22 protein-coding genes are annotated in these 23,994 nt (G+C 39.3%); 18 read left to right on the top strand and 4 right to left on the bottom strand.

The window, feature by feature from the left end:
• Window positions 1–111: 111 nt before the first annotated feature.
• The 3 genes from ACFSX4_RS05585 to ACFSX4_RS05575 all read right to left on the bottom strand — a co-directional run bounded on the left by ACFSX4_RS05585 (window position 112) and on the right by ACFSX4_RS05575 (window position 2,781).
• Window positions 112–804 (bottom strand): hypothetical protein, encoded by a 693-nt coding sequence (locus tag ACFSX4_RS05585; RefSeq protein WP_377772383.1) that lies wholly within the window; start codon window positions 802–804, stop codon window positions 112–114.
• A gap of 179 nt (window positions 805–983) precedes the next feature.
• The gene (locus ACFSX4_RS05580) at window positions 984–1,832 is read right to left on the bottom strand and encodes an aldo/keto reductase (RefSeq protein ID WP_377772381.1); all 849 of its coding nucleotides are present in this window, start codon (window positions 1,830–1,832) and stop codon (window positions 984–986) included.
• A gap of 97 nt (window positions 1,833–1,929) precedes the next feature.
• On the bottom strand, window positions 1,930–2,781 hold the full coding sequence (locus ACFSX4_RS05575) for an AraC family transcriptional regulator (protein ID WP_377772379.1): 852 nt from the start codon (window positions 2,779–2,781) through the stop codon (window positions 1,930–1,932).
• Window positions 2,782–2,919: 138 nt separating this feature from the next.
• On the opposite strand from ACFSX4_RS05575, the gene ACFSX4_RS05570 reads away from it, so the two are divergent.
• Window positions 2,920–3,834, top strand: coding sequence for a DMT family transporter (locus ACFSX4_RS05570; protein ID WP_377773457.1), 915 nt, complete (start codon window positions 2,920–2,922; stop codon window positions 3,832–3,834).
• A 111-nt stretch (window positions 3,835–3,945) separates the two neighbouring features.
• Entirely contained in the window at window positions 3,946–4,320 is a 375-nt protein-coding gene (locus tag ACFSX4_RS05565) for a hypothetical protein (protein WP_377772377.1), read from the top strand.
• 130 nt (window positions 4,321–4,450) lie between these two features.
• On the opposite strand, the gene ACFSX4_RS05560 is transcribed toward ACFSX4_RS05565, so the two are convergent.
• Window positions 4,451–6,406, bottom strand: coding sequence for a LysM peptidoglycan-binding domain-containing protein (locus ACFSX4_RS05560; RefSeq protein ID WP_377772375.1), 1,956 nt, complete (start codon window positions 6,404–6,406; stop codon window positions 4,451–4,453).
• Between the two features lie 374 nt (window positions 6,407–6,780).
• On the opposite strand from ACFSX4_RS05560, the gene ACFSX4_RS05555 reads away from it, so the two are divergent.
• The 16 genes from ACFSX4_RS05555 to ACFSX4_RS05480 all read left to right on the top strand — a co-directional run bounded on the left by ACFSX4_RS05555 (window position 6,781) and on the right by ACFSX4_RS05480 (window position 23,814).
• Window positions 6,781–7,896, top strand: coding sequence for an O-antigen ligase family protein (locus tag ACFSX4_RS05555; protein ID WP_377772373.1), 1,116 nt, complete (start codon window positions 6,781–6,783; stop codon window positions 7,894–7,896).
• A gap of 291 nt (window positions 7,897–8,187) precedes the next feature.
• Window positions 8,188–8,862, top strand: coding sequence for a YveK family protein (locus ACFSX4_RS05550; protein WP_377772371.1), 675 nt, complete (start codon window positions 8,188–8,190; stop codon window positions 8,860–8,862).
• A gap of 12 nt (window positions 8,863–8,874) precedes the next feature.
• The gene (locus ACFSX4_RS05545) at window positions 8,875–9,582 is read left to right on the top strand and encodes a CpsD/CapB family tyrosine-protein kinase (protein WP_377772369.1); all 708 of its coding nucleotides are present in this window, start codon (window positions 8,875–8,877) and stop codon (window positions 9,580–9,582) included.
• A 2-nt stretch (window positions 9,583–9,584) separates the two neighbouring features.
• A complete protein-coding gene (locus ACFSX4_RS05540; protein ID WP_377772367.1) occupies window positions 9,585–10,373 on the top strand; it encodes a tyrosine-protein phosphatase in 789 nt (262 codons plus the stop codon).
• Window positions 10,374–10,382: 9 nt separating this feature from the next.
• The gene (locus ACFSX4_RS05535; RefSeq protein WP_377773455.1) at window positions 10,383–12,197 is read left to right on the top strand and encodes a polysaccharide biosynthesis protein; all 1,815 of its coding nucleotides are present in this window, start codon (window positions 10,383–10,385) and stop codon (window positions 12,195–12,197) included.
• Window positions 12,157–13,398: an oligosaccharide flippase family protein gene (locus ACFSX4_RS05530; RefSeq protein WP_377772365.1), complete on the top strand. Its 1,242-nt coding sequence runs from the start codon at window positions 12,157–12,159 to the stop codon at window positions 13,396–13,398. The genes ACFSX4_RS05535 and ACFSX4_RS05530 overlap by 41 nt, the downstream gene beginning before the upstream one ends.
• 1 nt (window position 13,399) lies before the next feature.
• Window positions 13,400–14,656 (top strand): hypothetical protein, encoded by a 1,257-nt coding sequence (locus ACFSX4_RS05525; protein WP_377772363.1) that lies wholly within the window; start codon window positions 13,400–13,402, stop codon window positions 14,654–14,656.
• A gap of 11 nt (window positions 14,657–14,667) precedes the next feature.
• Window positions 14,668–15,672: an NAD-dependent epimerase gene (locus ACFSX4_RS05520; RefSeq protein ID WP_377773453.1), complete on the top strand. Its 1,005-nt coding sequence runs from the start codon at window positions 14,668–14,670 to the stop codon at window positions 15,670–15,672.
• A gap of 9 nt (window positions 15,673–15,681) precedes the next feature.
• A complete protein-coding gene (locus ACFSX4_RS05515; protein ID WP_377772361.1) occupies window positions 15,682–17,013 on the top strand; it encodes a hypothetical protein in 1,332 nt (443 codons plus the stop codon).
• Window positions 17,010–18,284 carry a nucleotide sugar dehydrogenase gene (locus tag ACFSX4_RS05510; protein WP_377772359.1) on the top strand — a complete coding sequence of 425 codons (1,275 nt, stop codon included), beginning with the start codon at window positions 17,010–17,012 and terminating at the stop codon, window positions 18,282–18,284. Before ACFSX4_RS05515 ends, ACFSX4_RS05510 begins: the two co-directional genes overlap by 4 nt.
• Window positions 18,285–19,436, top strand: a complete 1,152-nt coding sequence (locus tag ACFSX4_RS05505; RefSeq protein ID WP_377772357.1) for a glycosyltransferase family 4 protein — start codon at window positions 18,285–18,287, stop codon at window positions 19,434–19,436. It begins immediately after the preceding gene.
• A 3-nt stretch (window positions 19,437–19,439) separates the two neighbouring features.
• The gene (locus tag ACFSX4_RS05500) at window positions 19,440–20,027 is read left to right on the top strand and encodes a sugar transferase (RefSeq protein WP_377772355.1); all 588 of its coding nucleotides are present in this window, start codon (window positions 19,440–19,442) and stop codon (window positions 20,025–20,027) included.
• An 8-nt stretch (window positions 20,028–20,035) separates the two neighbouring features.
• Window positions 20,036–20,836, top strand: coding sequence for a formyltransferase family protein (locus ACFSX4_RS05495; protein ID WP_377772353.1), 801 nt, complete (start codon window positions 20,036–20,038; stop codon window positions 20,834–20,836).
• Entirely contained in the window at window positions 20,829–21,977 is a 1,149-nt protein-coding gene (locus tag ACFSX4_RS05490; protein WP_377772351.1) for a DegT/DnrJ/EryC1/StrS family aminotransferase, read from the top strand. The genes ACFSX4_RS05495 and ACFSX4_RS05490 overlap by 8 nt, the downstream gene beginning before the upstream one ends.
• Window positions 21,978–22,008: 31 nt before the next feature.
• A complete protein-coding gene (locus ACFSX4_RS05485; protein ID WP_377772349.1) occupies window positions 22,009–23,013 on the top strand; it encodes a GNAT family N-acetyltransferase in 1,005 nt (334 codons plus the stop codon).
• A gap of 84 nt (window positions 23,014–23,097) precedes the next feature.
• Window positions 23,098–23,814: a tyrosine-protein phosphatase gene (locus tag ACFSX4_RS05480; RefSeq protein WP_377772347.1), complete on the top strand. Its 717-nt coding sequence runs from the start codon at window positions 23,098–23,100 to the stop codon at window positions 23,812–23,814.
• Window positions 23,815–23,994: the final 180 nt, after the last annotated feature.

Below are 23,994 nucleotides of genomic sequence, written 5' to 3'. Positions count from 1 at the left end.
ACTGTAATTTACGGAATTCAATGATAACACTCCTCTAAGAGTTGTAAATTACTTAATTGATAAATACCCGCTTCCATAAAATTGAAACATATTACATAAAATTTCAATCATTTAATTTAAACTGTCCGGCTTTTCTACAGCAGGTGCATCATTGTAATTGTTATATTCTATGGATTGAGTGTTTTCCAATTCAAAGCCGTTATCGTACACCATTGAATATCCCAGTTGAATGTCTTCAATATAAAATGTATCCTGGTTAATTTTAATATCGATTTGTGCATCTTCAACAGTGGTACCGTCCTCAATGATAAATCCCCAGTTATTAAGTAGAGCTTCTGCCTCATCTGGATCAGATGTCTGGTAAGAGAAATTATAAGTATTTTCAGAAGACTCAAATTCTGTTTCTTCAAACGGCTGAATGAATTCCAGCACTCCGGCAATCACTTCATAATCTATAAAGTAAGATGCATGCATGTCTTCTACACTTATTGGGTTTTCTACCCACTCTTCTTCATCGTATCTCTCAAAAACATCTGTTTCATCATAATATAGTTCTGAATTTACTGTCTTCTCGTTATTACGTATGATACTGGTAATATATCCAGTTTGATTTTCCAAGTCGATGTTCATGGAGTATTCATTGTCCTGGATATCTTCATCCACGCTGGAGGTCGTAATCTCCATTTCATACTGATTGACGTTTGACGCAGCGCTGGAAACTTCCTCAGTAATCTCTTCTTCTGATAATGAGCCGCATCCAGCAGCAAGTAAAACAGTCAAAAGAATACCGAATTTTTTTATCATATCTATTTTATCTCCTTTTAATAGTTATTAGGTATTACCCTGATTTAAACTGGAAAAACATTCAATTTTGTTATGTTTCTTCTATAAATCCAGTCACTAGTCATTTTAAGATGTATTCTACAGATACTAAAAAAGCCCAAGAGACAAAGCATGTCTCTTAGGCAGAATACATCATTTATTTAAAATTCAACTGTGTCAGGGTGAACACCTGAGAAACTGATGTCTTTCATCGCATCGATGATTTCCATATCTTCTGAATTGATTTCAAAATCAAATACATGAGTGTTGGCTTCAATTCTTTCAGGTGTCACTGATTTTGGCAGAGGCAGAATATCATGCTGCAGTGCATATCTGATACATAATTGTGCAACAGACTTATCGTATTTATCTGCGATGGCATTTAACGTGCCGTTATCGAGTAAGCGGCCGGAACCAATCGGACTCCATGCTTCCACTAAAATATCGTGTTTTTTACAGTATTCTACGGCTTCGTCCTGAGTATATCCAGGGTGATATTCAATTTGATTGACCATCGGCTTTACTTCAGTATTCACCAGTGACTCAAGATGGTGGGGCAGGAAGTTTGATGTACCGATCGCTTTAATTTTACCTTCTTTATATAAGTCGGTGATTGCCCGCCATGTATCTACATTTATCTCATCCCAGTTTTCGAATTGTTGTTCATTCGCGGGCCAGTGGATTAAATATAAATCGAGATAATCTGTACCGAGTTTTTCAAGAGATGTATTAAACGCTGCGATTGTTTTATCATAGCCTCTGTCACTATTCCACACTTTACTGGTAAGGAACAGATCTTCACGGCTTACTCCGGAAGCTTTAATTCCTTCCCCGACACCGCCTTCGTTATCATATGTGGCTGCTGTATCGATATGACGGTACCCTGATTCGATTGCCTTTTTAACGGAATCTCTTGCGACTTCACCGTCCGGTGTCTGCCATGTACCGAAACCGACACACGGAATTTCCACACCGTTAGATAATTTAAATGTATCTGTTAATTGATTCATCTTAATTCCCCACTTTGTTAGAAGATATTGTTCACTTGTTATTATAAAGCAAGTGCTTGATTTTATTCCAATGAAGATACTCAGGCAGTATAATCGCTTAATGATTTTTCCGGTACTGATTGGGTGTCATTTGGTAGTTCGATTTAAATGATTTGATGTAATAGCTTACACTTGAAAACCCGCATTGATGAGCAATTTCTGAAATACTGCTCTGTGTGTCTGTAAGAAAATATAGACTATATAGAAGGCGGTAGTTTAAAAGGTATTTAATCGGTGTCTTTCCAATATGTTTTTTGAAAAGACGGATTGTTTCGGATTCGCTTAAGTATACAATTTCTGATAATGACTTTAATGTGATGTTGTGATTGTAATTCTCATGTATAAACCATAATAATTTTTTTACCCGTGGATCATAGATTAAATCTTTCGTGTGCTGGTCTAAAGAGACTTCTTCCAGTAAATGTTTCAGGCAGTCAAGGTAAAGCCCAGTAACGGTAAGTTCAAAACTGCGCGACCCGCCTTCAAATATTCTGTATGCTTCCTGAACAGAATTAATAATGATTTTTTGATTTTTATTCGTGTTCTTAAGAAGCAGGAAGGGGAGTGTATCGTCCGCAATCAATGGTGTAACAAACTGTTTCTCTAAGTATGAGTCAATTGCATCAGCCCCAATGTTCCAGCATATAAAAGAAGAGGAATCATTTTCTGCATGAATTTCATGAATCACACCTGAATTAATAAACATGCCTTCTCCTTTTGCGAGTATTTTTGAGTTGCTCCCCATATAAACTTTAAGAGAACCGGTCATTACAACAATAAACTGAATTTCAGGGTGCCAGTGCAGTGGTATATACTTTAAACTGTTTTTAGAAAATACTGTGTAGAGTATTGAGTGATGCCATTCGGGGTGGTGATAAGAAATATATTCCTGATTAAAAGAATTTAACATGATTTTTTTAGCTTTAATTTTAATCACCTCAATATTGTTATATTTTCAGCCTGTAAATGTGTATTAATCGAATAATAATTAAGTTATCGTATTCATATATTAACATTTGAGGTGATAAATTTGGATAAAAAAATAAAAATGCGCTCACTTGGGATTTTTCTTGCCCTCACTGGTGCAGCCTTTTGGGGTATCGGGGGAACAGCTGCGGATTATTTATTTACAAGAGAAAATATCAGCATGAATTGGTTTGTCACAGCTCGTTTACTCATCAGCGGATTTCTGCTGCTCGGTGTCCAAATGATTTTAAAAAACAAGCGTGAGGTATTTATAATTTGGAAAGATCCGGAGAAAAGAATGCCTTTGATATATTTCAGTCTATTCGGAATGCTGTTAGTACAGTATTCATATATGGCATCAATTGAGGCAGGGAATGCTGCTGTTGCAACACTCCTTCAGTATCTGGCACCGATATATATTATTATATGGCTTGTGGTGAAAAAGATTAAGCCGATGAAGTTCGCGGATACAGCGGCAATATTGATTACTGTAATTGGAACAATGCTGCTCTTGACCAATGGTTCAGTGAGTTCATTATCTGTTCCGGTACCTTCTGTGATTTGGGGAATCATTTCAGGGATTTCACTTGCTTTTTATACTTTATATGCAACGACACTGCTCCATAAGTATTCATCAATCACAGTTGTTGGATGGGCGATGATGATTTCAGGAATTTTTATGAATTTCATACATCCGATATGGCAGATTGATACAAGCAGCTGGACGTTTTCTACAGTCAGTGTATTATTATTTGGGATTATATGCGGGACAACACTTGCTTTTTGGATGTTCATATCCAGTTTAAAATATATCACTGCCAAAGAAACTGTACTGTTTGGAACTGTAGAGCCGCTTACTGCGGTATTAAGCAGTGTGTTATTATTAAGTCTGCCGTTCGGAAGGTACCAATTCATCGGTATGATAATGATTCTTGTGTTAATCGTGTTTTTATCGCTCTACAGAGAAAAAGAATTGAGTGAAGCTGATATAAGCTGATGAGATACCACTTCAGATGTATTTTGTACAAAAATATCAAGAGGATATAGACAATCATTCTTTAGTTTTGTAATATTTTAGATAAGGATATTATTGATGGGAGCGTTACATATGAAGAAGATATTGATTCTTTCAGGATTGATGAGTATGCTGTTTATAGCATCGTGCAGCAATGCAGAAGGGACAGGAGAAAGTTTGATTGACAATGATTCAGTGATTGAAGGTACATGGATTAACTATAATGGTGAGGAAACAGAAGATTCCGAGATGAGAACGACAGAAGCAGTGGAGTATGATTCATCCAATGACTATGAGATAAACCGTTCCAGTTATGTGTCTTATTATAATGGGGATGAATTTCTTGAAACCATTCTTTACGGTGAGGAACCGCCTATGAATCTGGAAAAAGTAGAAAATGCAGATTCAATTAGAATCAGTTTTAATGCGTATAATGAGGATAGTATTACGTTATTAAAAGTAAATTAGAAGATAAAGAGGCTTTCAGTGCTGGAGAAACACGCTGAAAGCCTCTTTATTTAGTACATTAAAGGTGTGATTAATATGGAGAGAAAAAGAGACGTACTCTGCAAATGTAGAGCACGTCTCTTTTGATATATTAATGGATAAAGTTATGATTTGATACTTGAGAAGCTGAAATAGTTCTCATTGTTTTGTTTCCGGTACCACCGTTCCAGTTCATTTCTGAAACAAGTACTGAACCGTCACCGTTTACTTTTTCAACAACACCGACATGGCCGGCTCCCCATGAACCATTAGTCCATGCATCAGCTTGAATAATTGCGCCGACAGATGGTGAATTGTTTACATTTAAACCTTGTGCTCTTGCTGCATTTGCCCAGTTTGAAGCATTGCCCCAATTATTACCGACTGGTTTGCCCATTTGCTGACGACGTTCAAATGCATACCATGCACAGTCACCATTAGAGTACCAGTTATTTCCGTATGAAGCCTGTTGGTTGGATTCTGTAGGTGATGGCGCTTGTTCCGCCGCTTGACGTTCTTCTTCAGCAGCCGCTTGAGCGTCCGCTTCCTCTTGAGCTGCCTGCTCAGCTGCAGCCTGGCGATTTGCCTCTTCCTGAGCTGCTTGATCTGCTGCAGCCTGACGATTTGCTTCTTCTTGAGCTGCCTGCTCAGCTGCAGCCTGACGATTTGCCTCTTCCTGAGCTGCTTGATCAGCTGCAGCCTGACGATTTGCTTCTTCTTGAGCCGCTTCTTCAGCTGCAGCCTGACGATTTGCTTCTTCTTGAGCTGCTTGTTCAGCTGCCGCTTGAGCGTCTGCTTCTTCCTGAGCCGCTTGTTCAGCCGCCGCTGCTTGAGCATCTGCTTCTTCTTGAGCTGCCTGTTCAGCCGCTGCTTGAGCGTCTGCTTCTTCTTGAGCTGCCTGTTCAGCTGCCGCCGCTTGAGCGTCTGCTTCTTCCTGAGCTGCCTGTTCAGCTGCCGCCGCTTGAGCGTCTGCTTCTTCCTGAGCTGCCTGTTCAGCCGCTGCTTGAGCATCTGCTTCTTCTTGAGCTGCCTGTTCAGCCGCTGCTTGAGCGTCTGCTTCTTCCTGAGCTGCCTGTTCAGCCGCTGCTTGAGCATCTGCTTCTTCCTGAGCTGCCTGTTCAGCTGCCGCTACTTGAGCATCTGCTTCTTCTTGAGCTGCTTGTTCAGCCGCCGCTTGAGCGTCTGCCTCTTCTTGAGCCGCCTGTTCAGCTGCCGCTTGAGCATCTGCCTCTTCTTGAGCCGCCTGTTCTGCAGCTGCCGCTTGAGCATCTGCTTCTTCTTGAGCCGCCTGTTCAGCTGCCGCTTGAGCGTCTGCTTCTTCTTGAGCTGCTTGTTCAGCTGCCGCTTGAGCGTCTGCTTCTTCTTGAGCTGCTTGTTCAGCTGCTGCTTGGTCTACTTCCTCTTGATCAGCATTTGCTTCTTCAGTTACAGTTTCTTCTGCAGGAGCTTCTTCAACGACTTCCTCTGCATTAAGGTTTAATACTTGTCCTGGATAGATTAAATAATCCTGAATGCTGTTAATTTCCATAAGCGTACGGTAATTAACGCCTGTTTCAATAGCGATACTGTATAAAGTATCACCGGATTTTACTGTATATGAGCTGGAAGCTTCAACAGTTTCTGTTTTTACTTCAACCACTTCTTCAGAAGGTGTTTCTGCAGGAGCTTCTTCAGCTTCAGTTTCTTCAACGACTGGTGCAGCTTCAACAGTTTCACCTGTTAGGGTCAGTGTCTGGTTAACTAAGATTAAGTCTGAAGTCAGACCGTTTACTTCTTTAAGTGTATCAACAGTTGTATTGTTTTTAAGTGCGATGCCCCATAGTGTATCTCCAGCCTGCACTTGATATGTATTGTTTTCTTTAACTTTTAAGTTTTGATCTACAATAATAAGATCAGATGATAGTTCATTTAAGGATTGTAATTTCTCAACTGTCAGACCGTAAGCAGCACCGATTTGAGTGAGTGTGTCCCCAGCTTGTACTTTGTGCTCATCGGCAGAAGCCTGATTGGAAAGTCCGTATGCAGATAATGCCGCTGTTGCTGTAAGTGCAGTAATCACTTTTTTCATAGTTAAGTGTTCCTCCTAAATTTCCCTTTGTTTAAATTCTTAATATTGGTTAGCATCTATAATTAGTAGCTAGTGCTATTTATACTCAAGGAATATCATAACAAAAATTGTTGTGTATTTTTGCATTGTAATAGAAATGTAATATAACTTAAATATTTGTCATTTTTTATCAATGGTATATAGGTCTTTAGAGAATCAATCTCATACTTAATTAATCAATGATTTAAATAAATGTTGCTTATTTACAAAAAATAAGTATAGTTAATAAAGGTTACAATTTACATAAAATGTGATTTTTTTATTTTTATATTTGGGTATAATTATATTATTGGAAGCATAACGAAGAATTGACAACAAGTAAAGGAGGGATAATAATGCCGGAATCTAAGATACTTAAAATATTTATATCATATGAAGGAATTATTTTTACTCTAATGTTTTTTGTCATGTTCTCATTAACGAATCTCATAATGATTGATTTTTCAGGAATCAGAGAAGTGGTTACCAGTCAGAATCCATTAATTATCATTATTTTAAGTATTATTACCGCGTATCTGCTGAATCATTCAAAAATCGTTTTTTCAAAACATAAAAATATATTTCTTTGTATATGGGGCTTGTATGTTCTATCCATAATAATCAGTATGTTTGTTAATCAAAATATATTGATTGATGAGATTATCATTTTACTGATGGTTTCATTTGTCATGTTGTTTCAATTACCGCGTCAATTACTGTTTTTTATAATCATGGGTGCACTATTCAGTCTGCCGTGGCTTCTTCTGTCGGAAATTACTTTAAATGAATCCGGTGCAACTGCTGTACTGGTAATTACTGCGGGATTAATGATGATTCCTAAAACGAATCGTGCGGTATTGTTATATCTACTCCCTGCAAGTGCACTGCTTTTAACGGTTACAACGAGCCGCACATCCTTGATTATGTATGCAGTCATTATGCTGATTTACTTATGTTATATTAATCTTTTTGTGATTGACAGAAAAAAAGGAACACGGTATTTAGCGGCAGCAGCAGCCGTACTTGTTTCAATCACAGTTATTTTCATAAAACCGTTGTATCAGTTTTTTACTGTGGAAAGCATTACTGCAGATGGTATAGATTTAAATGAACTGACATCGACACGTTTTAATGTATGGCTTGAGGTAGTGAGAGAAAGTTCTCTTTTCGGTCACGGGTTGTCATATTTAGATTTTTCAATGCTGCCTCATGCACACAACATATTCATTGACACACTTGGAAGATATGGCATCATAACCACTGTCTTATTTATGATTGTAATACTTTCAGCGTCGATTATAGGATTTATTGTCCATACAACGCCGGTCATAGGCATTTATATGCTGGGATTTATAATGATCGGACTGACAGAATATAATTATTTATTCTTATTTGATTACTGTGCACCTATTATTATACTTTTCGTTTTTATCTCTTATTCTTTAACTGTGTTTTCAAAGTATAAATTTTAATATGGTACGGTTGTCATTACCAATTTATAAAATTAAAATTGTGAAAAATAAAGTTTTCAATCATTTGTTTCGGTAATTGAAATAATTTTTAAAGGTTATTAAACTCATGTATATCAAGCATTCCAGTGTAGAGTATAATTCTCTGTACTGGTTTTTTATTTATTTCAAAATATTTTTAAAATTTAATATAAATCATCTTGCTTATTATTAAAAATTGTCATAAAATATAGTCAAATAAGTATAAGTTATTGAATTTAATAACTAGAAGTTAATGTAAATGGTGGTGAATATATGGTAAATAATATGTCATTTGAAGAAATCATCAATATTTTGAAACGCTATTCAGCATTAATTTTATTGATGACTGCCGGGTTTATGCTTGCCGCTTTTTTGATCACATTTTTTTTAATCACACCGAAATATGAAGCAAATACGCAGATATTAATCAGTGAATCGGAAACGAATACACCGATTAACAACCAAAGTATTGAAACCAGTCTTCAGTTGATTAACACTTACAGGGATATTATTTTAAGCCCGCTTGTACTGGATGATGTGATAGAACAGATGAATCTTGGAATCACATCCGATGAACTGGCAGTACAGCTGACTGTATCGCAGGCGGATAATTCACAGGTACTGAATGTCACTGCAGTGGATGACAGGCCGGAAACAGCGGCGGACATTTCCAATGAAGTATCAAATGTATTCCATCAAAAAGTTCTGGAAATTATGAATGTTGATAACGTAACTATTATTTCACCTGCACGTCTCGAGACAGACCCTGCACCAATTTTTCCAAACACATTATTAAATGTTGCGGCCGGCGGAATGGCCGGTGGTGTGATTGCGGTGGTGATTGCCTTTTTAAGAGCTGTATTTGACACTAAAGTCCGTAATGAAGAAGATGTTCGCAGACATCTTGATCTGCCGGTGCTGGGTTCGATTGCCAAATTTGATAAGTAGGGTGTTGGATATATGAAAAATAAAAAGAAAAACTTTAACTATGTCCCGGACTCAAGGGGGTTGATTGTTTTAAGAGAGCCGCATTCGTCTATCAGTGAGCAGTACCGGGCGATTCGGACGAATATTTTATTTTCGCATGATGCGGGGGAATGTTTGTCTGTTCTTTTCACTTCTGATATGCCGAGTGCCGGGAAATCAACAACGGTCGCTAATGTTGCGGTGGTTTTCGCAAAAACAGGAAAAAAAACATTGATTATTGATGCGGATCTCAGGCGGCCGACGGGTCATTACACATTTGAAGTCGCGAATCAAAGTGGTCTGTCAACGGCACTCGTTAATGATGTTGATGTCAATGAGATAGTAAAAGAGACAAGTGTAAAATCATTGGACATCATCACTTCAGGGCCGATTCCGCCGAACCCTTCAGAACTTCTGTCAAAAAAGAAAATGACTGTTCTGATTGAAGAATTGAAAACCCGCTATGACATTATTCTAATTGATTCCCCGCCCATTGTACCTGTCATTGATGCACAGGTGTTGAGTAAGCTTGTTGACGGCTCAGTCATCGTTACTAATGTTGAAGAGAATGACTGGAAAACACTGCAGGAAGCAAAGCAGCTGATAGAGAAAGGAAATGAGAATATATTTGGTGTTGTTTTAAATAATAAGAAAAATATACAGAGTGACAACAGTTATTATCACTACGGCAGAGGAGGTTAGAAATGATTGATATCCACAACCATTTATTGGTGAATGTTGATGACGGGCCGGGAAGTACAGTTGAAGCAGTTGATTTATTAAAACAGGCGGCTGGGCAGGGGATTACCGACGTAATTATTACACCGCATTATGATGAACACATATTTATGACACCGGCAGAGATGGTTCTAGAAAAAATCAGTCATCTAAGGGATGTCATCAGGCGTGAGCAGTTGGACATTAAAATTTATCCCGGTCATGAGGTGAGGATGAGCCCGGAGCTGATAGAAGATTTGAAACAGCGTCACATACTGACACTGAATGAATCCAGGTATTTATTGATTGAATTATCAAATGCAGATCTTCCCAACTATTTAGAGAATGTCATGTTCGACTTACAGATGGAAGGTTATATTCCAATCATTGCACATCCTGAACGCTATCTTTCATTTATTGAGAAGAAAGAACTGCTTTATCGTTTAGTGAAAAAAGGGGTGCTGATACAAATTACAGCAGGTACTGTCTGCGGAAAAGAAGGAAAGCATTTGAAAAATGCAGTATTTAAAATGATGAAGGACAATCTGGTTCATTTTGTCGCCAGTGACGCACATCATCGTGAATCAAGACCGTTTATGCTCGCTGAAGCGTATATGGAAATAGAAAAAATACTGGGTATGGATTATGCACAAGAACTGCAGAAGAATGCAGTTTCAGTATTAAAAGATGAAGAGATACTGATTAAAGCACCGAGGATAGAGATAAGTAATGAAAAAAGCAGAAAGAATTTTCTTCGCTATTTTAAAGGAAAGTAGATGAACGATATGGGCGTAAAAGAAAGATACTTATTATTCCTGTGTGTGGATTCGCTTGTCGCCGCCTTCTCTGTTTACGTAGGTTATTTCATATTAACGCCCTATTTTTACGAACAATCGCTGTCAGTTTTAATGATTACGTCAATTATTTTACTGGTCAGCCACCATTTATTTGCATACGTGTTTAATTTATACCACCGTGCATGGCAGTATGCGAGTATCAGAGAATTTATATCTATCCTTCAGGCAGTATCATCATCGGTACTCTTGACGTATATCGTGACTTTGTTTTTATTTGATGTCAATCTGCTCAGACTGATGATTATTACATGGATGATGCATATGATATTAACCTGTCTGTCAAGGCTGTCATGGCGTATCCTCATGTTTCAGATGAATGGTAACGGCAAGAAAAACAGAGCGTTGACACGAACATTGATTGTCGGTATGGGAAAGGCGGGATCAGTACTTGTCAATCAAATTTTGGAAGCGCCTTCTATGGGTATGAATCCGGTAGTTGCCGTTGATGATGACCCACACAAAATGGGTCTTGAGATGACCGGCAGAATTAAAGTAGAAGGCAACCGACATGATATAGAGCGCCTGATTAAAAAGTACGGAATTAAAAAAATTGTCATCGCAATTCCTTCATTAAATAAAAAAGCATTGAATGAAATACATGATATGTGCATCCATGAAGGTGTAGAAGTGATGATTCTCCCGAGTATTAACGGTGTATTATCGGGACGAATTGAAGTCAACCTCCTGAAAAAAGTAGAGGTCGAAGATTTACTCGGCCGTGAACCTGTTGTTCTTGACTGTGATGAGATTGAGGAGCAGGTAATGAACAGAACGATATTAGTAAGCGGGGCGGGCGGCAGTATTGGTTCCGAAATAGTACGGCAGATCAGTAAGTTTCAGCCGTCACGGGTGATACTCCTCGGTCGCGGTGAAAACAGTATTTATAACATCCTGGAAGAAGTCAGTGTATTAAAAAATAATATCAAATACACACCGGTGATAGCGGATGTCCAGGACAGAGCCCGGGTGTTTGAAGTGTTTGATCGTTACCGGCCGGATATCATTTATCACGCAGCAGCCCATAAACATGTGCCGATGATGGAACATAATCCGAAAGAGGCTGTAAAAAATAATATTGTCGGTACAAAAAATATCGCTGAAGCGGCCTGTCACTATAAAGCAAAGAAATTTGTGATGATTTCAACAGACAAGGCAGTGAATCCGCCGAATATTATGGGCGGGACGAAGCGTGTTGCAGAGATGATTATTCAGGCATTAAACAGAAAATGCTCAGGGACAACACTGACTGCCGTGCGTTTTGGAAATGTACTCGGCAGCAGGGGATCTGTGATTCCGAAGTTCAGAAAGCAGATTGAAACAGGCGGACCTGTAACAGTGACAGACCCGAGAATGACCCGGTATTTTATGACGATTCCGGAAGCTTCAAGGCTGGTGATTCAGTCGGGTGCACTCAGTGAGGGAGGAGAAATATTCGTCCTTGATATGGGACAGCCTGTAAAAATTGTAGATCTCGCTAAAAATATGATCCGGTTAAGCGGTTTTACAGAAGATGAAATCGGGATTGATTTCATCGGATTACGACCGGGTGAAAAATTATATGAAGAACTGCTTGATGAATCGGAGATTCATCCTGAACAGGTTTTCGATAAAATTTACCGGGGCAAAGTATCAGAATCATCACTGGCTCAAATCGAAGAGAAAATTACAGAATTTTTAGCTGCCGACAATAAAGAAGTCAAACATGAAGTGCTTGAATTTATCGGACAGAACCATGCGACATAGTGTACTCAATATTGTCGGCACACTAATGATTGCACTGTGTCAGTGGCTTCAGGTGATTTTGATCACCCGTGTTCTGGGGCTTTACGAAGTCGGTGTATTCACTTATTTTCTGGCTGTAATGGGACCGCTCGTTTTACTGGCCCGTTTTTCTTTATCCATATTGGTACCGACCCAGGAAAAACTGAATTACAGCTTTCAAATATTTTTCTACTATAGAAATGTCATGAATATTGCTTTTATTGGTGCGGGGGTCATCGTAACACTGGCGCTTGGTCTCACAGTTTATGAAAAGTTATGTTTAATGATTTTTATCATCTTTAAGTATTACGAAACAAAAGAAGAATTTGTGTATACAGAAAATATTGCGCTTGGGCATATTAAGTTTCTGGCACAATCCAAAATTTATAAAAGTATTGTCACAACGGTGATGTTTGTTGCTGCAGTGATCATATTTGAATCTCTGATGGCAGCAGTGATGAGCTTATTTTTCTCACAATTTTTAGTGTATCTTTTTTATACCGGCCGTTATACAACAGTGAATCATAAGGATAGATTTTCAATCAGCATAAAACAGTTCAAGAATATTTTTATTCTCGGCATCGGCCTGACACTGGTTGAAGTTCTGTCGTCGCTTATGACAAATGTACCGCGGTTTCTGATTGAACATTATTTTTCAATGGTGGAACTCGGTATATACGGCACGTTGATGTATGCGGCAACACTGACCAGTAATATTATTATCGCAATTAATCAGGCAGTGGTATCTAAACTGGTAAATTACAGAAAAGAAAATCACAGGAAGTTTAATGTGTATCTGGTGAAACTGTTCCTGATTTTAACAGTCCTTATCATTCTCGGTGAACTTGTTTTAATCACGTACGGGACTCAAATTTTTGCATTCATTTACAGTGACGTTTTTCTTGAATTTAATACTGAAATGATACTGCTCGGGATGTTACTCTGTTTTCAGGTTTACAGTAAAGTGCTTGAGATGATTATGAGTATTTTGAATCAATATAAAATCCAGGTGATGATGCAGGGTGTGACTTTTGTCCTGATTGTAGTGCTGTCCTTCATTTTAGTAATACCGTACGGTATTACCGGTGCACTCCTGGCAGCGCTCATTACTCAGGTTCTGCACCTTTTGGCTCAATTGATTGCGGTCGTTTATTACAATAAAGAACGGTTTGAGGAGGGATGAGATGTTCATCATCTGGGTGACTTTAATTTTGATATTAAGTATCAGTTATATCTTTAATATTTTGATGGACTCGACGCTCTACATCACAGCCGGCTTTATCATGTCAGTGTCATTATTCTTTATGTTCACATTAATGAAAAACTATACCCGTTTTTTTCTGATTCTGTTTACCAGTTTTTTAGTCAGGCTGCTGTTTCTTTTTATAGACGTTTTTAATCTATATGCACTGCCGCATACCGGTGATGACACAGAAAATTTTTATAAAACGGGACAGCTGATCGGTGAAAATTTATATCTGCTTCAGTCGGAAGTTTACGGTGGAATTTATTCTAAATTTTTAGGTGTCATATTTAATATTTACGGAGATGACCGTATATTTGCCCAGTTTTTAAATATTATTTTTGCAATGACAGCAATTCTGCTTATGATTGAGATTTTCAAAAAACTTGAAATACCGGTAAGAGTACAGATGATATGTGTTGCATTGATGGCATTTTTTCCACACTCACTTATTTTCTCAAGTATTCTGCTGAGAGAGTCGCTGATTTCATTGTTTGTTGTACTGTCACTTTACTTTTTTATATCGTGGTTTAAAGGTTCAAAGGGGATTCATGCAGTAGTCAGCGTACTGTTTCTAGTTGTTGCTGCACTCTTTCATTCGGCGGTTATCGGGGCAGTGATTGGTTATGTATATGCATTCATATTCTATGACCGTACATACCACCGCTTCAATGTATCGTTAAGATCAGTGATTCCGTTTGTATTATTTACCGGTTTCTTCATATATATACTCACTTTTCCGGAAGTGATCGAAAATTGGCCGCTGTTTAATAAATTCAGCCAGTCACTCAATCAGAATGACAATTTGTATGAGGCGTTCACTTCTACAAGAGGGGAAGCGGCATATTTAACCAACATCAATATTAATAATATGTTCCAGTTGATTTTGTTTACGCCGGTTAAGGTGATTTATTTCATAGGGTCGCCAATGCCGTGGAGTTTTAGAAATTTAAATGATATTTTAAGTTTCTTCCTGGATGGTGTGTTTTATCTGTCGGTTCTAGCAGTTGGCGTCAGACATTTTCCGTTGATTCGAAAGCACCCTTTACTGTTTATAATAATGATTTCAATCGCAGCAGGATGGATTGTATTCGGGCTGGGTATTTCAAATGCCGGAACAGCCATTCGGCACCGCTTTAAATTTTTCTACATGGTAGTGGTTTTTCTAAGTGTGTTTTTAACTAAAAAAGATGAGTAGGTGTAGTTATGGTGAGAATATTAGTGACCGGGGCGGCAGGGTTTATCGGCGCACATTTAACAAAGCGCTTAGTTGAAGCGGGGCATCAAGTGGCAGGGATTGATAATTTTAATGATTATTATGATGTGAGGTTAAAAAGAGACAGAGTTCTTCATCTCTTATCAAACCAGGTAAAAATTTATGAAGTGGATATTTCAGATTCAGACAGTGTGGGACACATCTTTGATATTGAAGCGCCGGAAGTCGTTGTGAATCTGGCCGCACAGGCAGGTGTCAGACACAGTTTGAGTCACCCGCATGAATATATTAAAAGTAATGTGAACGGTTTTTTAAGCATACTCGAAGCCTGCAGGCATAATAAAGTGTCCCACTTAATCTATGCATCTTCAAGTTCAGTGTATGGTGCGAACGGCACACCTGTGTTCAGCACTAAAGATAATGTCGACCATCCGTTAAGTTTATATGCAGCAACAAAAAAGGCCGATGAGTTGATGGCACATACATACAGCCATCTATATCATATTCCGACCACAGGACTAAGATTTTTTACAGTGTACGGCCCGTGGGGAAGGCCCGACATGGCATTGTTTAAATTCACAGAAAGAATGATCGACCGTAAGCCGGTGGATGTCTATAACTTCGGCAGAATGCGGAGAGACTTTACATTTGTAGGTGACATTGTTGAAGCTGTTTCAAGGCTCGTGGAGCTGCCGCCAAAGAGCAGCAGTGAATGGAACAGTGAACGTCCGGATCCCTCTACAAGTTTTGCACCGTACAGGATATTTAACATCGGCAGTAACCGCCCGGTCGCATTAATGGATTTTATTTACGAAATTGAGAAGAATCTAGGGCTTGAAAGTGAGAAAAATTATATGGATTTACAGCCCGGCGATGTGATTTCAACTCATGCGGATGTATCGGATTTATATCAGGTCACTCAGTATAAACCGGAGACAAAGATTGAAGACGGTATCCGTGCATTCATCGAATGGTACAGAAAATATTATGGTAAATAAGGTGATCATGTGGAAAAAATTGAACTCTACTATCGTCTCCCTGTGTTTGCGCAGCATGTAGCGACGAGTGTATACGGCTATAAGTTGAAAAGAGAGAGATATACAAAAATATACCACAGATATTTTGAGTTATATCGTAATCACAAAATTTCAGAAAAGCAGGCATTAACAGATTTACTGAACCATTTACAGGAGAAGGTGGAGGCATACAAGGATATTAGGGTCGACACGGATAACGTTCTCGAGTCATTCTATGCACTGGATGAAACAGATAAGGAAACATTAAGAAATTCCCTAGATAAATATTCATGCAGAGAGGGGAAGATAATGTATGGAAGTACCAGTGGAACCACCGGTAAAAATCTCGTGGTGTATCAGTCAGAGGAAGATATGGGTCGGCGTATGGCGTATCTTGATTATATTAAATCACTTCACGGTGTTGAGCCGTTTTCAAAACGGGCATCGTTTACAGGAAATTTTATCATGTCGGAAAAGCATCACAATAAATTATGGCGGCGTAATATTTCAATGAACCAGACGTTGTATGCATCTTATTTTATGACCCACGCGAATGTGAAATATATTTACCGTCATCTGGCAGAAACCCGCCCGGTCACACTCGACGGCCTGCCGTCAGCGATTCACTTGCTGGCACAGTACATCTTAAAGAATAATATCAATATTGACTGGAACATTAAAGCAGTCTTTCCGACTGCTGAAGCAGTCCTTCCGCATATGAAAGATGACATTGAAAATGCGTTTAATACCGTTGTTGTTGATCAGTACGCAAGCGGTGAAGGGGCGCCGTTTTTGTATCTTGGACCGGATAAAAAGTATGTTGTGGGTTCTGAAACCGGATTATTTGAATTTTACAAAGTACAGGACAGTATTTATGACATAGTGGTAACGAGCTACATTAATTACGCCACACCGATTGTCCGCTACAGAATCGGGGATCAGGTAGAGATAAAAAGTGATAAAGATTATTTGAATTCCTACTGTGATGATATTCAGATAGAACGGATTATCGGCAGAGGCGGGGATTATTTAACCGGTGAGTTCGGACAGAAGGTTACAGCTGTAAATGTGACGTGGATGCTTGCAGGATATGAGGATAAGGTCGTTCAATATCAGGTGATTCAAAAATCGAATCATGAATTCCTGATCAATATGGTAGTAGACAAGAACTATGATTATTCGGTGGATGAAGCGGTCATCAGAGAACGGTTTAAACGGCGTTTCGGTGATAAAGTATTTGTTTTTAAATATATGGATGATATTCCGAAGGGGAAAAACGGAAAAGTCAGATTCATCATTAATGAAGCGGGGGGCACGGTATGAACAGAACAATTGCGGTAGTGGGGCTCGGCTACGTCGGTCTGCCGGTTGCGGTTGCCTTCGGTAAAAAGAACCGGACGATTGCCTTTGATATTAACGATGAAAGAATAGAGGAACTGAAGAGGGGGTATGACCGGACAAATGAAGTAGAGTCTGTTGATTTAGGCGTGACAGATGTTTTTTATACAACAGATAAAAGTGAGTTGAAAGAGGCGGACTTTATCATTATTGCTGTGCCGACCCCTATCAACTCCCACAATCAGCCGGATTTGACACCGCTGATTCGTGCGAGTGAGACAGTCGGCAGTGTGATGGTGCCGGGAACCATTGTTGTTTACGAATCTACAGTATATCCAGGGGCGACTGAAGATATTTGTGCACCCATTTTAGAAGAATATTCAGGACTTAAGCGGGGAAAAGATTTCTTTATCGGTTATTCTCCGGAACGGATTAATCCGGGTGACAAGGAACATACATTTACGAAAATCACCAAAGTGGTTAGTGGTGAAAACAGTGAGGTGCTCAGTATCGTCGCTGAAGTGTATGAATCAGTAGTTACTCCGGGTGTATACAGGGCAGAGACAATCAGGGTTGCAGAAGCGGCGAAAATTATTGAAAACACGCAGCGGGATGTCAATGTGGCATTAATGAATGAGCTTGCGGTTTTATTCGACAAGATGGGGATTGAGACGAAAGATGTCCTTGCGGCAGCGGGTACAAAATGGAATTTTTTAAAGTTTTCGCCGGGGCTTGTCGGCGGACACTGTATCGGAGTGGACCCTTACTATTTAACATATAAAGCACAGGAGGTCGGGCATCATCCTGAAATGATTCTTACAGGGAGAAGAATTAATGATGGTATGGCCCAGTATATCGCAATCACATATATTAAAGAGATTATTCAAAAAGGGTTAAAAGTCAGAGGGGAGACACTGAATTTTCTCGGACTGACGTTTAAAGAAAATACACCGGACTTGAGAAACACTAAAATGGTTGATTTAATCAATGAATTTAAAACACTGAGTATGAAGGTGAATGTTCATGACCCGCTCGCAGACAGGAAAGAAGCGAAACAACTGTATGATATTACACTGATGGATACAACAGACATGCCGGTATCGGATTTTCTAGTGCTTGCTGTAGCGCATGATGAGTACAAAGAAAATAAAGATAAGTATTTAAAGTGCCTCAGTGAGGAAGGAATTGTGTGTGATATTAAGGGGCTGATTGAACCGGGGGATTTATCAGAAAAGCAGTCCGTCTGGAGGCTTTAAATGAAACCAAAAATAATTGAAGTCACTGCTGTCGGCATATCACAGGTTAAATTGTTACACCAGCTGAATGGTTCATTGATTGATGAAGGCTATGAAGTGCATGCCTTATGTGCACCTGATGATTATATCAAGGACATCAGAAAAGAGATTGAGTATCATCCAGTGAATATCAGCCGCTCGATTCATCCGGAGAGTAACCTGCAGTCAGTAATTGAAATGATAAAAATTTTTAAAGCAGTAAATCCTGACATTATTCATGTGCATACACCGGTTGCCGCCATACTGGCGAGAATCGCAGCGAAGGCGGCCGGTACCGGACAAGTCGTTTACACGGCCCATGGTTTTTATTTCCATGAAGGGATGAGCCGTTTTAAGTATCAGTTGGTGTATCAAATTGAAAAATATTTCTGCAGATATTATACAGACTATCTTTTTACACAGAGCAGGGAGGATTACCAGCTTGCTGTCGATAATCAATTTATCGAAAAAGAAAAGGCCTTTCATATTTCAAACGGCATTGATCTTAATCTGAAGTTCAATATTGACACGCTGGATAAAGAAAAACTGCACGCGCTTAAAGATACGCTCAGGATTAAAGAAGGAGATGTGGTGTTTTCATTTCTCGGCAGAATGGTGAAAGAGAAAGGGATTTTAGAACTGCTTCATGCATTTTCAATTGTTCATAATGAGTACCCGGAGACATTGCTGATCTGCATGGGTGACACATTACCTTCCGACAGGGATCAAACGACGCGTGATGCGGTAAAAGCGTTTGAGGTGCACCCTGCTGTCAGGTTCACAGGGCAGGTGAAGCATCCTGAATACTATTATGCATTATCTGAAGTTTATGTTCTGCCGTCATACAGAGAAGGGATGCCGCGGTCGATTATTGAAGCAATGGCGATGAAAAATGCAGTAATCGCAACAAATATCCGCGGATCAAGGGAGGAAGTCATTCACGGCTTGAACGGTTTTCTTGCAAAGACGAAAAGTATCACTGAACTCGCAGGCTATATGAAATATCTGATCGAACATCCGGAGAGAAGGCGGGAGATGCAGGAAGCATCGTACACACGGGCACACAATGAATATGATGAAACGGATGTTGTAAATAGACAGATTGAAGTATTCAATCGATTGACAGGGGGATAGATGATGAAACGTCTGTTTGATATTGTATCAGCATTAATCCTGATTATTGTCACGCTGCCGCTCAGTCTTGCTGCTGCCGTCATTATTATTTTAAAAATCGGCAGACCTCTGGTTTTCAGGCAGACACGGGCAGGATACAGGGGGAGACCGTTTACGATTTATAAATTTAAAACGATGACGGATGAAAGGGACGTGGAGGGAAAATTACTTGATGATGAGAAGCGCCGGACACCGTCCGGTGATATCATCCGGAAGCTGAGTGTTGATGAACTGCCTCAGCTCATTAATGTATTAAAAGGGGATATGAGCATTGTCGGACCGCGGCCGCTTTTAGTGGAATATCTGCCGCTCTATAATGAACGGCAGAATATGCGGCATCATGTGAAACCTGGAATTACAGGCTGGGCACAGGTGAACGGCAGGAATGGTTTGAGCTGGCCGGAAAAATTTGAGCTCGATATATGGTACGTCGAAAATCAGTCATTTCTTCTTGATATGAAAATTTTGTATATGACTGTTTATAAAGTGATGAAAAATGACGGTATCACTGCCAAAGACGGCAGTATGATGACGTATTTTAAGGGGAACTAGGTGGTTCTATGAAAAACGTACTTTTTTTGGGGAGAAAAAAATGGGCGGCATCTGCACTCGAACATTTACTGGACAGCGGATACACAGTCATCGGTGTTTCCGGCATGAATGATTTGACAGGTGAAAAAAGAAATCCACTTGTTGAACAGGCGGGATTACTCGGTATCCCAGTCTACAGTGATGATGAAATATATCATTATATTGATTATGACGCGCAGACTTTTAAGGGGGAACACATCGATATTGTGATTTCATATTTGTACTATCACAGAGTCAGGCAGCCGCTTCTTTCAATTGCAGATACTGCAATTAATTTTCATCCGGCAATTTTACCTGATTATCAGGGGCTCGGGGGGTACAATGCAGCCATACTTGACGGTAGAAAAGAGTACGGGGTCACTGCTCATATGATGATTGAAGGCTTTGATGCCGGTGATATTATTAAAATTTCAAAGTTTAAAATGAATGATAATGAAACAGCGCTGTCTCTGGAGCAGAAAAGTATGCAGAATATGTTTTTACTGTTTAAAGAAATATTTTCAAGTCAGTATCAGTTCTTTATTGACAATGCGTACTTTAATGATATTACTGCCGGCAGATATATTTCGAGAGCTGATTTTGAAGAGATGAAGTTTGTGGATCCCGATGCATCAAAAGAAGAGATAGACAGAAAAATAAGAGCGTTCTGGTATCCACCTTTTGAAGGGGCGAAGATGAAAGTCGGCAGCGGATATTATACGCTTGTGAGTCCGGAACTGATGTCTTTAATTGAAAAAAATACGTTCAGTCAGGAGGAGAAGGATGGATAAAATTTATCTCTCATCTCCGCATATGGGCGGGGATGAACTGACATATGTTAATGAAGCATTTGATACGAATTGGATTGCTCCTCTTGGTAAAAATGTGACACTGTTTGAAAAGAAAGTGACCGATTTTGTAAATACTACTGCGGGATGCGCCGTATCAAGCGGTACTGCAGGTCTTCATCTGTCTCTCGATCTTCTCGGTGTCAAAAGAGGAGATGTAGTATTTTGTTCATCATTGACGTTTGCAGCGAGTGCATTTCCAATCACTTATTTAGGTGCAGAACCGGTATTTATTGATTCCGACACGGAGACATGGAACATGTCACCAGCTGCACTCCGGCGGGCATTTAAGGAATACCACCGTCTCGGAAAACTTCCAAAAGCCGTTGTTATTGTTAATTTATACGGACAGTCGGCTGATATGGATAAGCTTCTGCCAATATGTGAAAAATATAATGTGCCTGTTGTGGAAGATGCAGCAGAGTCACTCGGTGCAGTGTATAAAGGGAAGATGAGCGGGACATTCGGGAGACTTTCATTTTTCTCATTCAACGGTAATAAAATCATCACAACTTCGGGCGGGGGAATGATTGTATCGAGTGATGCTGGACTCATTGAACACGGCCTGAAAAAAGCAACCCAGGCAAGGGAGGATACAGGCTATTACGAGCATAAAGAAATCGGTTATAATTACCGGCTCAGTAATATCAGCGCAGGCATCGGGTGCGGTCAGATGAATATCATTAATGAAAGAATAGAGAAAAAAAGAGATATATTCAAAAGATATATCCGTCACCTTTCGCATATACCGGGAATATCATTTATGCCTGAGACGGCAGATACATTTCATACCCGGTGGCTGACTACTCTAAGACTTGATCCAAGTGTGGTAAAAGTAACGCCGGCGGAAATTATAAATATACTTCAGTCGGAAAATATTGAGGCCAGACACGTATGGAAACCGATGCACATGCAGCCGGTATACAGTGGATGCGATTATTTTGAACATGGTCCGGATTGTTCGAAAATTTTATTTGAAGAAGGGCTGTGCCTGCCGTCAGACACGCATATGACACATGGTGACATTGACCGGGTATCACTGATCATTAAAGAAGCTGTGCTTGGGACCGTATTGTCAGAGTGATAAAAAATGAACTGAACCTGGAGGGCATGTGATGAATAAGGACATTTACTTTACTAAAGAATATGCTGCTTTAAACGAAATGATTGAAGAAGGGGAAGCGGAATTTTTTGAATTAAAAACAAAAAACGGTCATATCAGTGATAGTTATATTAAGCGGAAAATCGATACAACAATTGACGGAAGAACTTATTATGATGCTGTTTCAGCCTATGGATACGGCGGCCCGATTGTTCATGAAACGACAGATTTAAAAGCATTGATTGAGGATTTCAGGATATTTGCAGAAGCTTACTGTGAGGCGAATCATATTGTGTCGAGCTTTATACGTTTTCACCCGGTATTTAATAATCAGGAGCCGCTTAAAGAAATCTATGATATTTCATACATCAGGGATACTGTCGGCACAGTGTTGAACACGTATGGGGATACTTTCCAAACTCAATTTTCAAGTACTGCCAGGAACAAAGTCAGAAAAAGATTGAAAGACAATCATTTCAGCTGCCATGTGAACAGGGGATTTCAGGATATCGAAACATTCATTGATATATACAGGTGTACGATGAACCGTCATAATGCAGATTACTTCTATTATTTTAAAGATGATTATTTTTACAGGATGAGGGATTTATTTAAGGATGATGTGATGACAGTGAGTATTAAATATGATGATGAAGTCATTGCGATGGGGTTATATTTATTGTCGGGTGATATTATCCATGATCACTTAAACGGTACCAGACGTGAGTATTTAAAATATTCACCGGCGTATCTTCTTAAGTATACGGCTCTAAACTGGGGGGAGGAGAATGGATACCGTCTGATTCATTACGGCGGCGGGGTATCCAATAGTTCTGATGATCCGGTACTGAAGTTTAAGAAGCGTTTCAGTGGTGAGACGTCGTTTAAATACTGCATAGGGAAAAAGATATGGAATCATTCAGTGTATAAAAAATTGATTCGAAAAGCCGGTGCCAATCCGAACAGCCATTTCTTTCCTGCATACCGTGATGGAAGGGTTGAAGCGGTTTCTAAATAATAAAATGGAAGAGATTTTTTGTCTGTAACAGTGAAAAGGGATATAATAAAGAGTATTAATCATAATTTGGAGTTGAAATGTTGAATGATTGATATTCATAATCATCTATTTATCAATGTGGACGATGGGCCGTCTTCAAAAAAAGAAGTGCTCAATTTATTAAATCAGGCGGTAAAGCAGGGAATTACCCATGTTATCTGTACACCGCATCATCACTCGGGCAGTTATAAAACGCCTGCCGGCGTGGTAGATAAAAAGATAGTGGAAGTACGAAAAATTGCTCAAAAGAATGGTCTTAATATTGAACTTCATCCGGGGCAGGAAATACGTATTAATGATCAGATCATTAATGAATTAAAGTCAGGTGAAAGTATCCCGCTGAATGATACGCGGTATGTATTGGTGGAATTTTCATTTACAGAGCTGAGAAGTGACGTGCACGAAATTCTTGCCGAGTTAAGATCACTTGGTTATATTCCTATTATTGCACATCCTGAAAGATGCAGACCTATCGCACGGGAAGCGGATCACCTGCAGAAAATTGTCAGTGACGGTGCGAAAGCGCAGGTGACTGCCGGTTCAGTCACAGGAGAACTCGGGACGGGAATTCAGGAAATGTCACTGGAGTGGATTGAAAAAGGATTGATTCATATTGTGGCAAGTGATGCCCACCATGCATCCTACAGACCTTTTCTTTTGAAAGACGCACTGGATATTATTGAAACGCGCCTCGGCAGCGAAGTGAGAGACAGACTTGTACAGAATGCAGAAGCTGTAGTGAACGATAAAGTATTTGAGTAGAATGAAATAATGAAAGCGCGGGCAGTGTTGACCGTGCTTTTTTTGAAGGGAATTGTAAACGTTTACTATAATTATTTGGCTTTAAAATACTGAAAATTCTTAAAAAAATATTATAATATATGTATATATATTTATGGAAATGGGTATGGATTGTAAATCATTTAATAAGGTTTCGGAAGG

This window comes from Corticicoccus populi (assembly GCF_042686195.1).
In the GTDB taxonomy this organism is placed as follows: Bacteria; Bacillota; Bacilli; order Staphylococcales; family Salinicoccaceae; genus Corticicoccus; species Corticicoccus populi.
The sequence above is the reverse complement of the archived record's forward strand: the minus strand, read 5'-3'. Positions and strand labels throughout refer to the sequence as shown.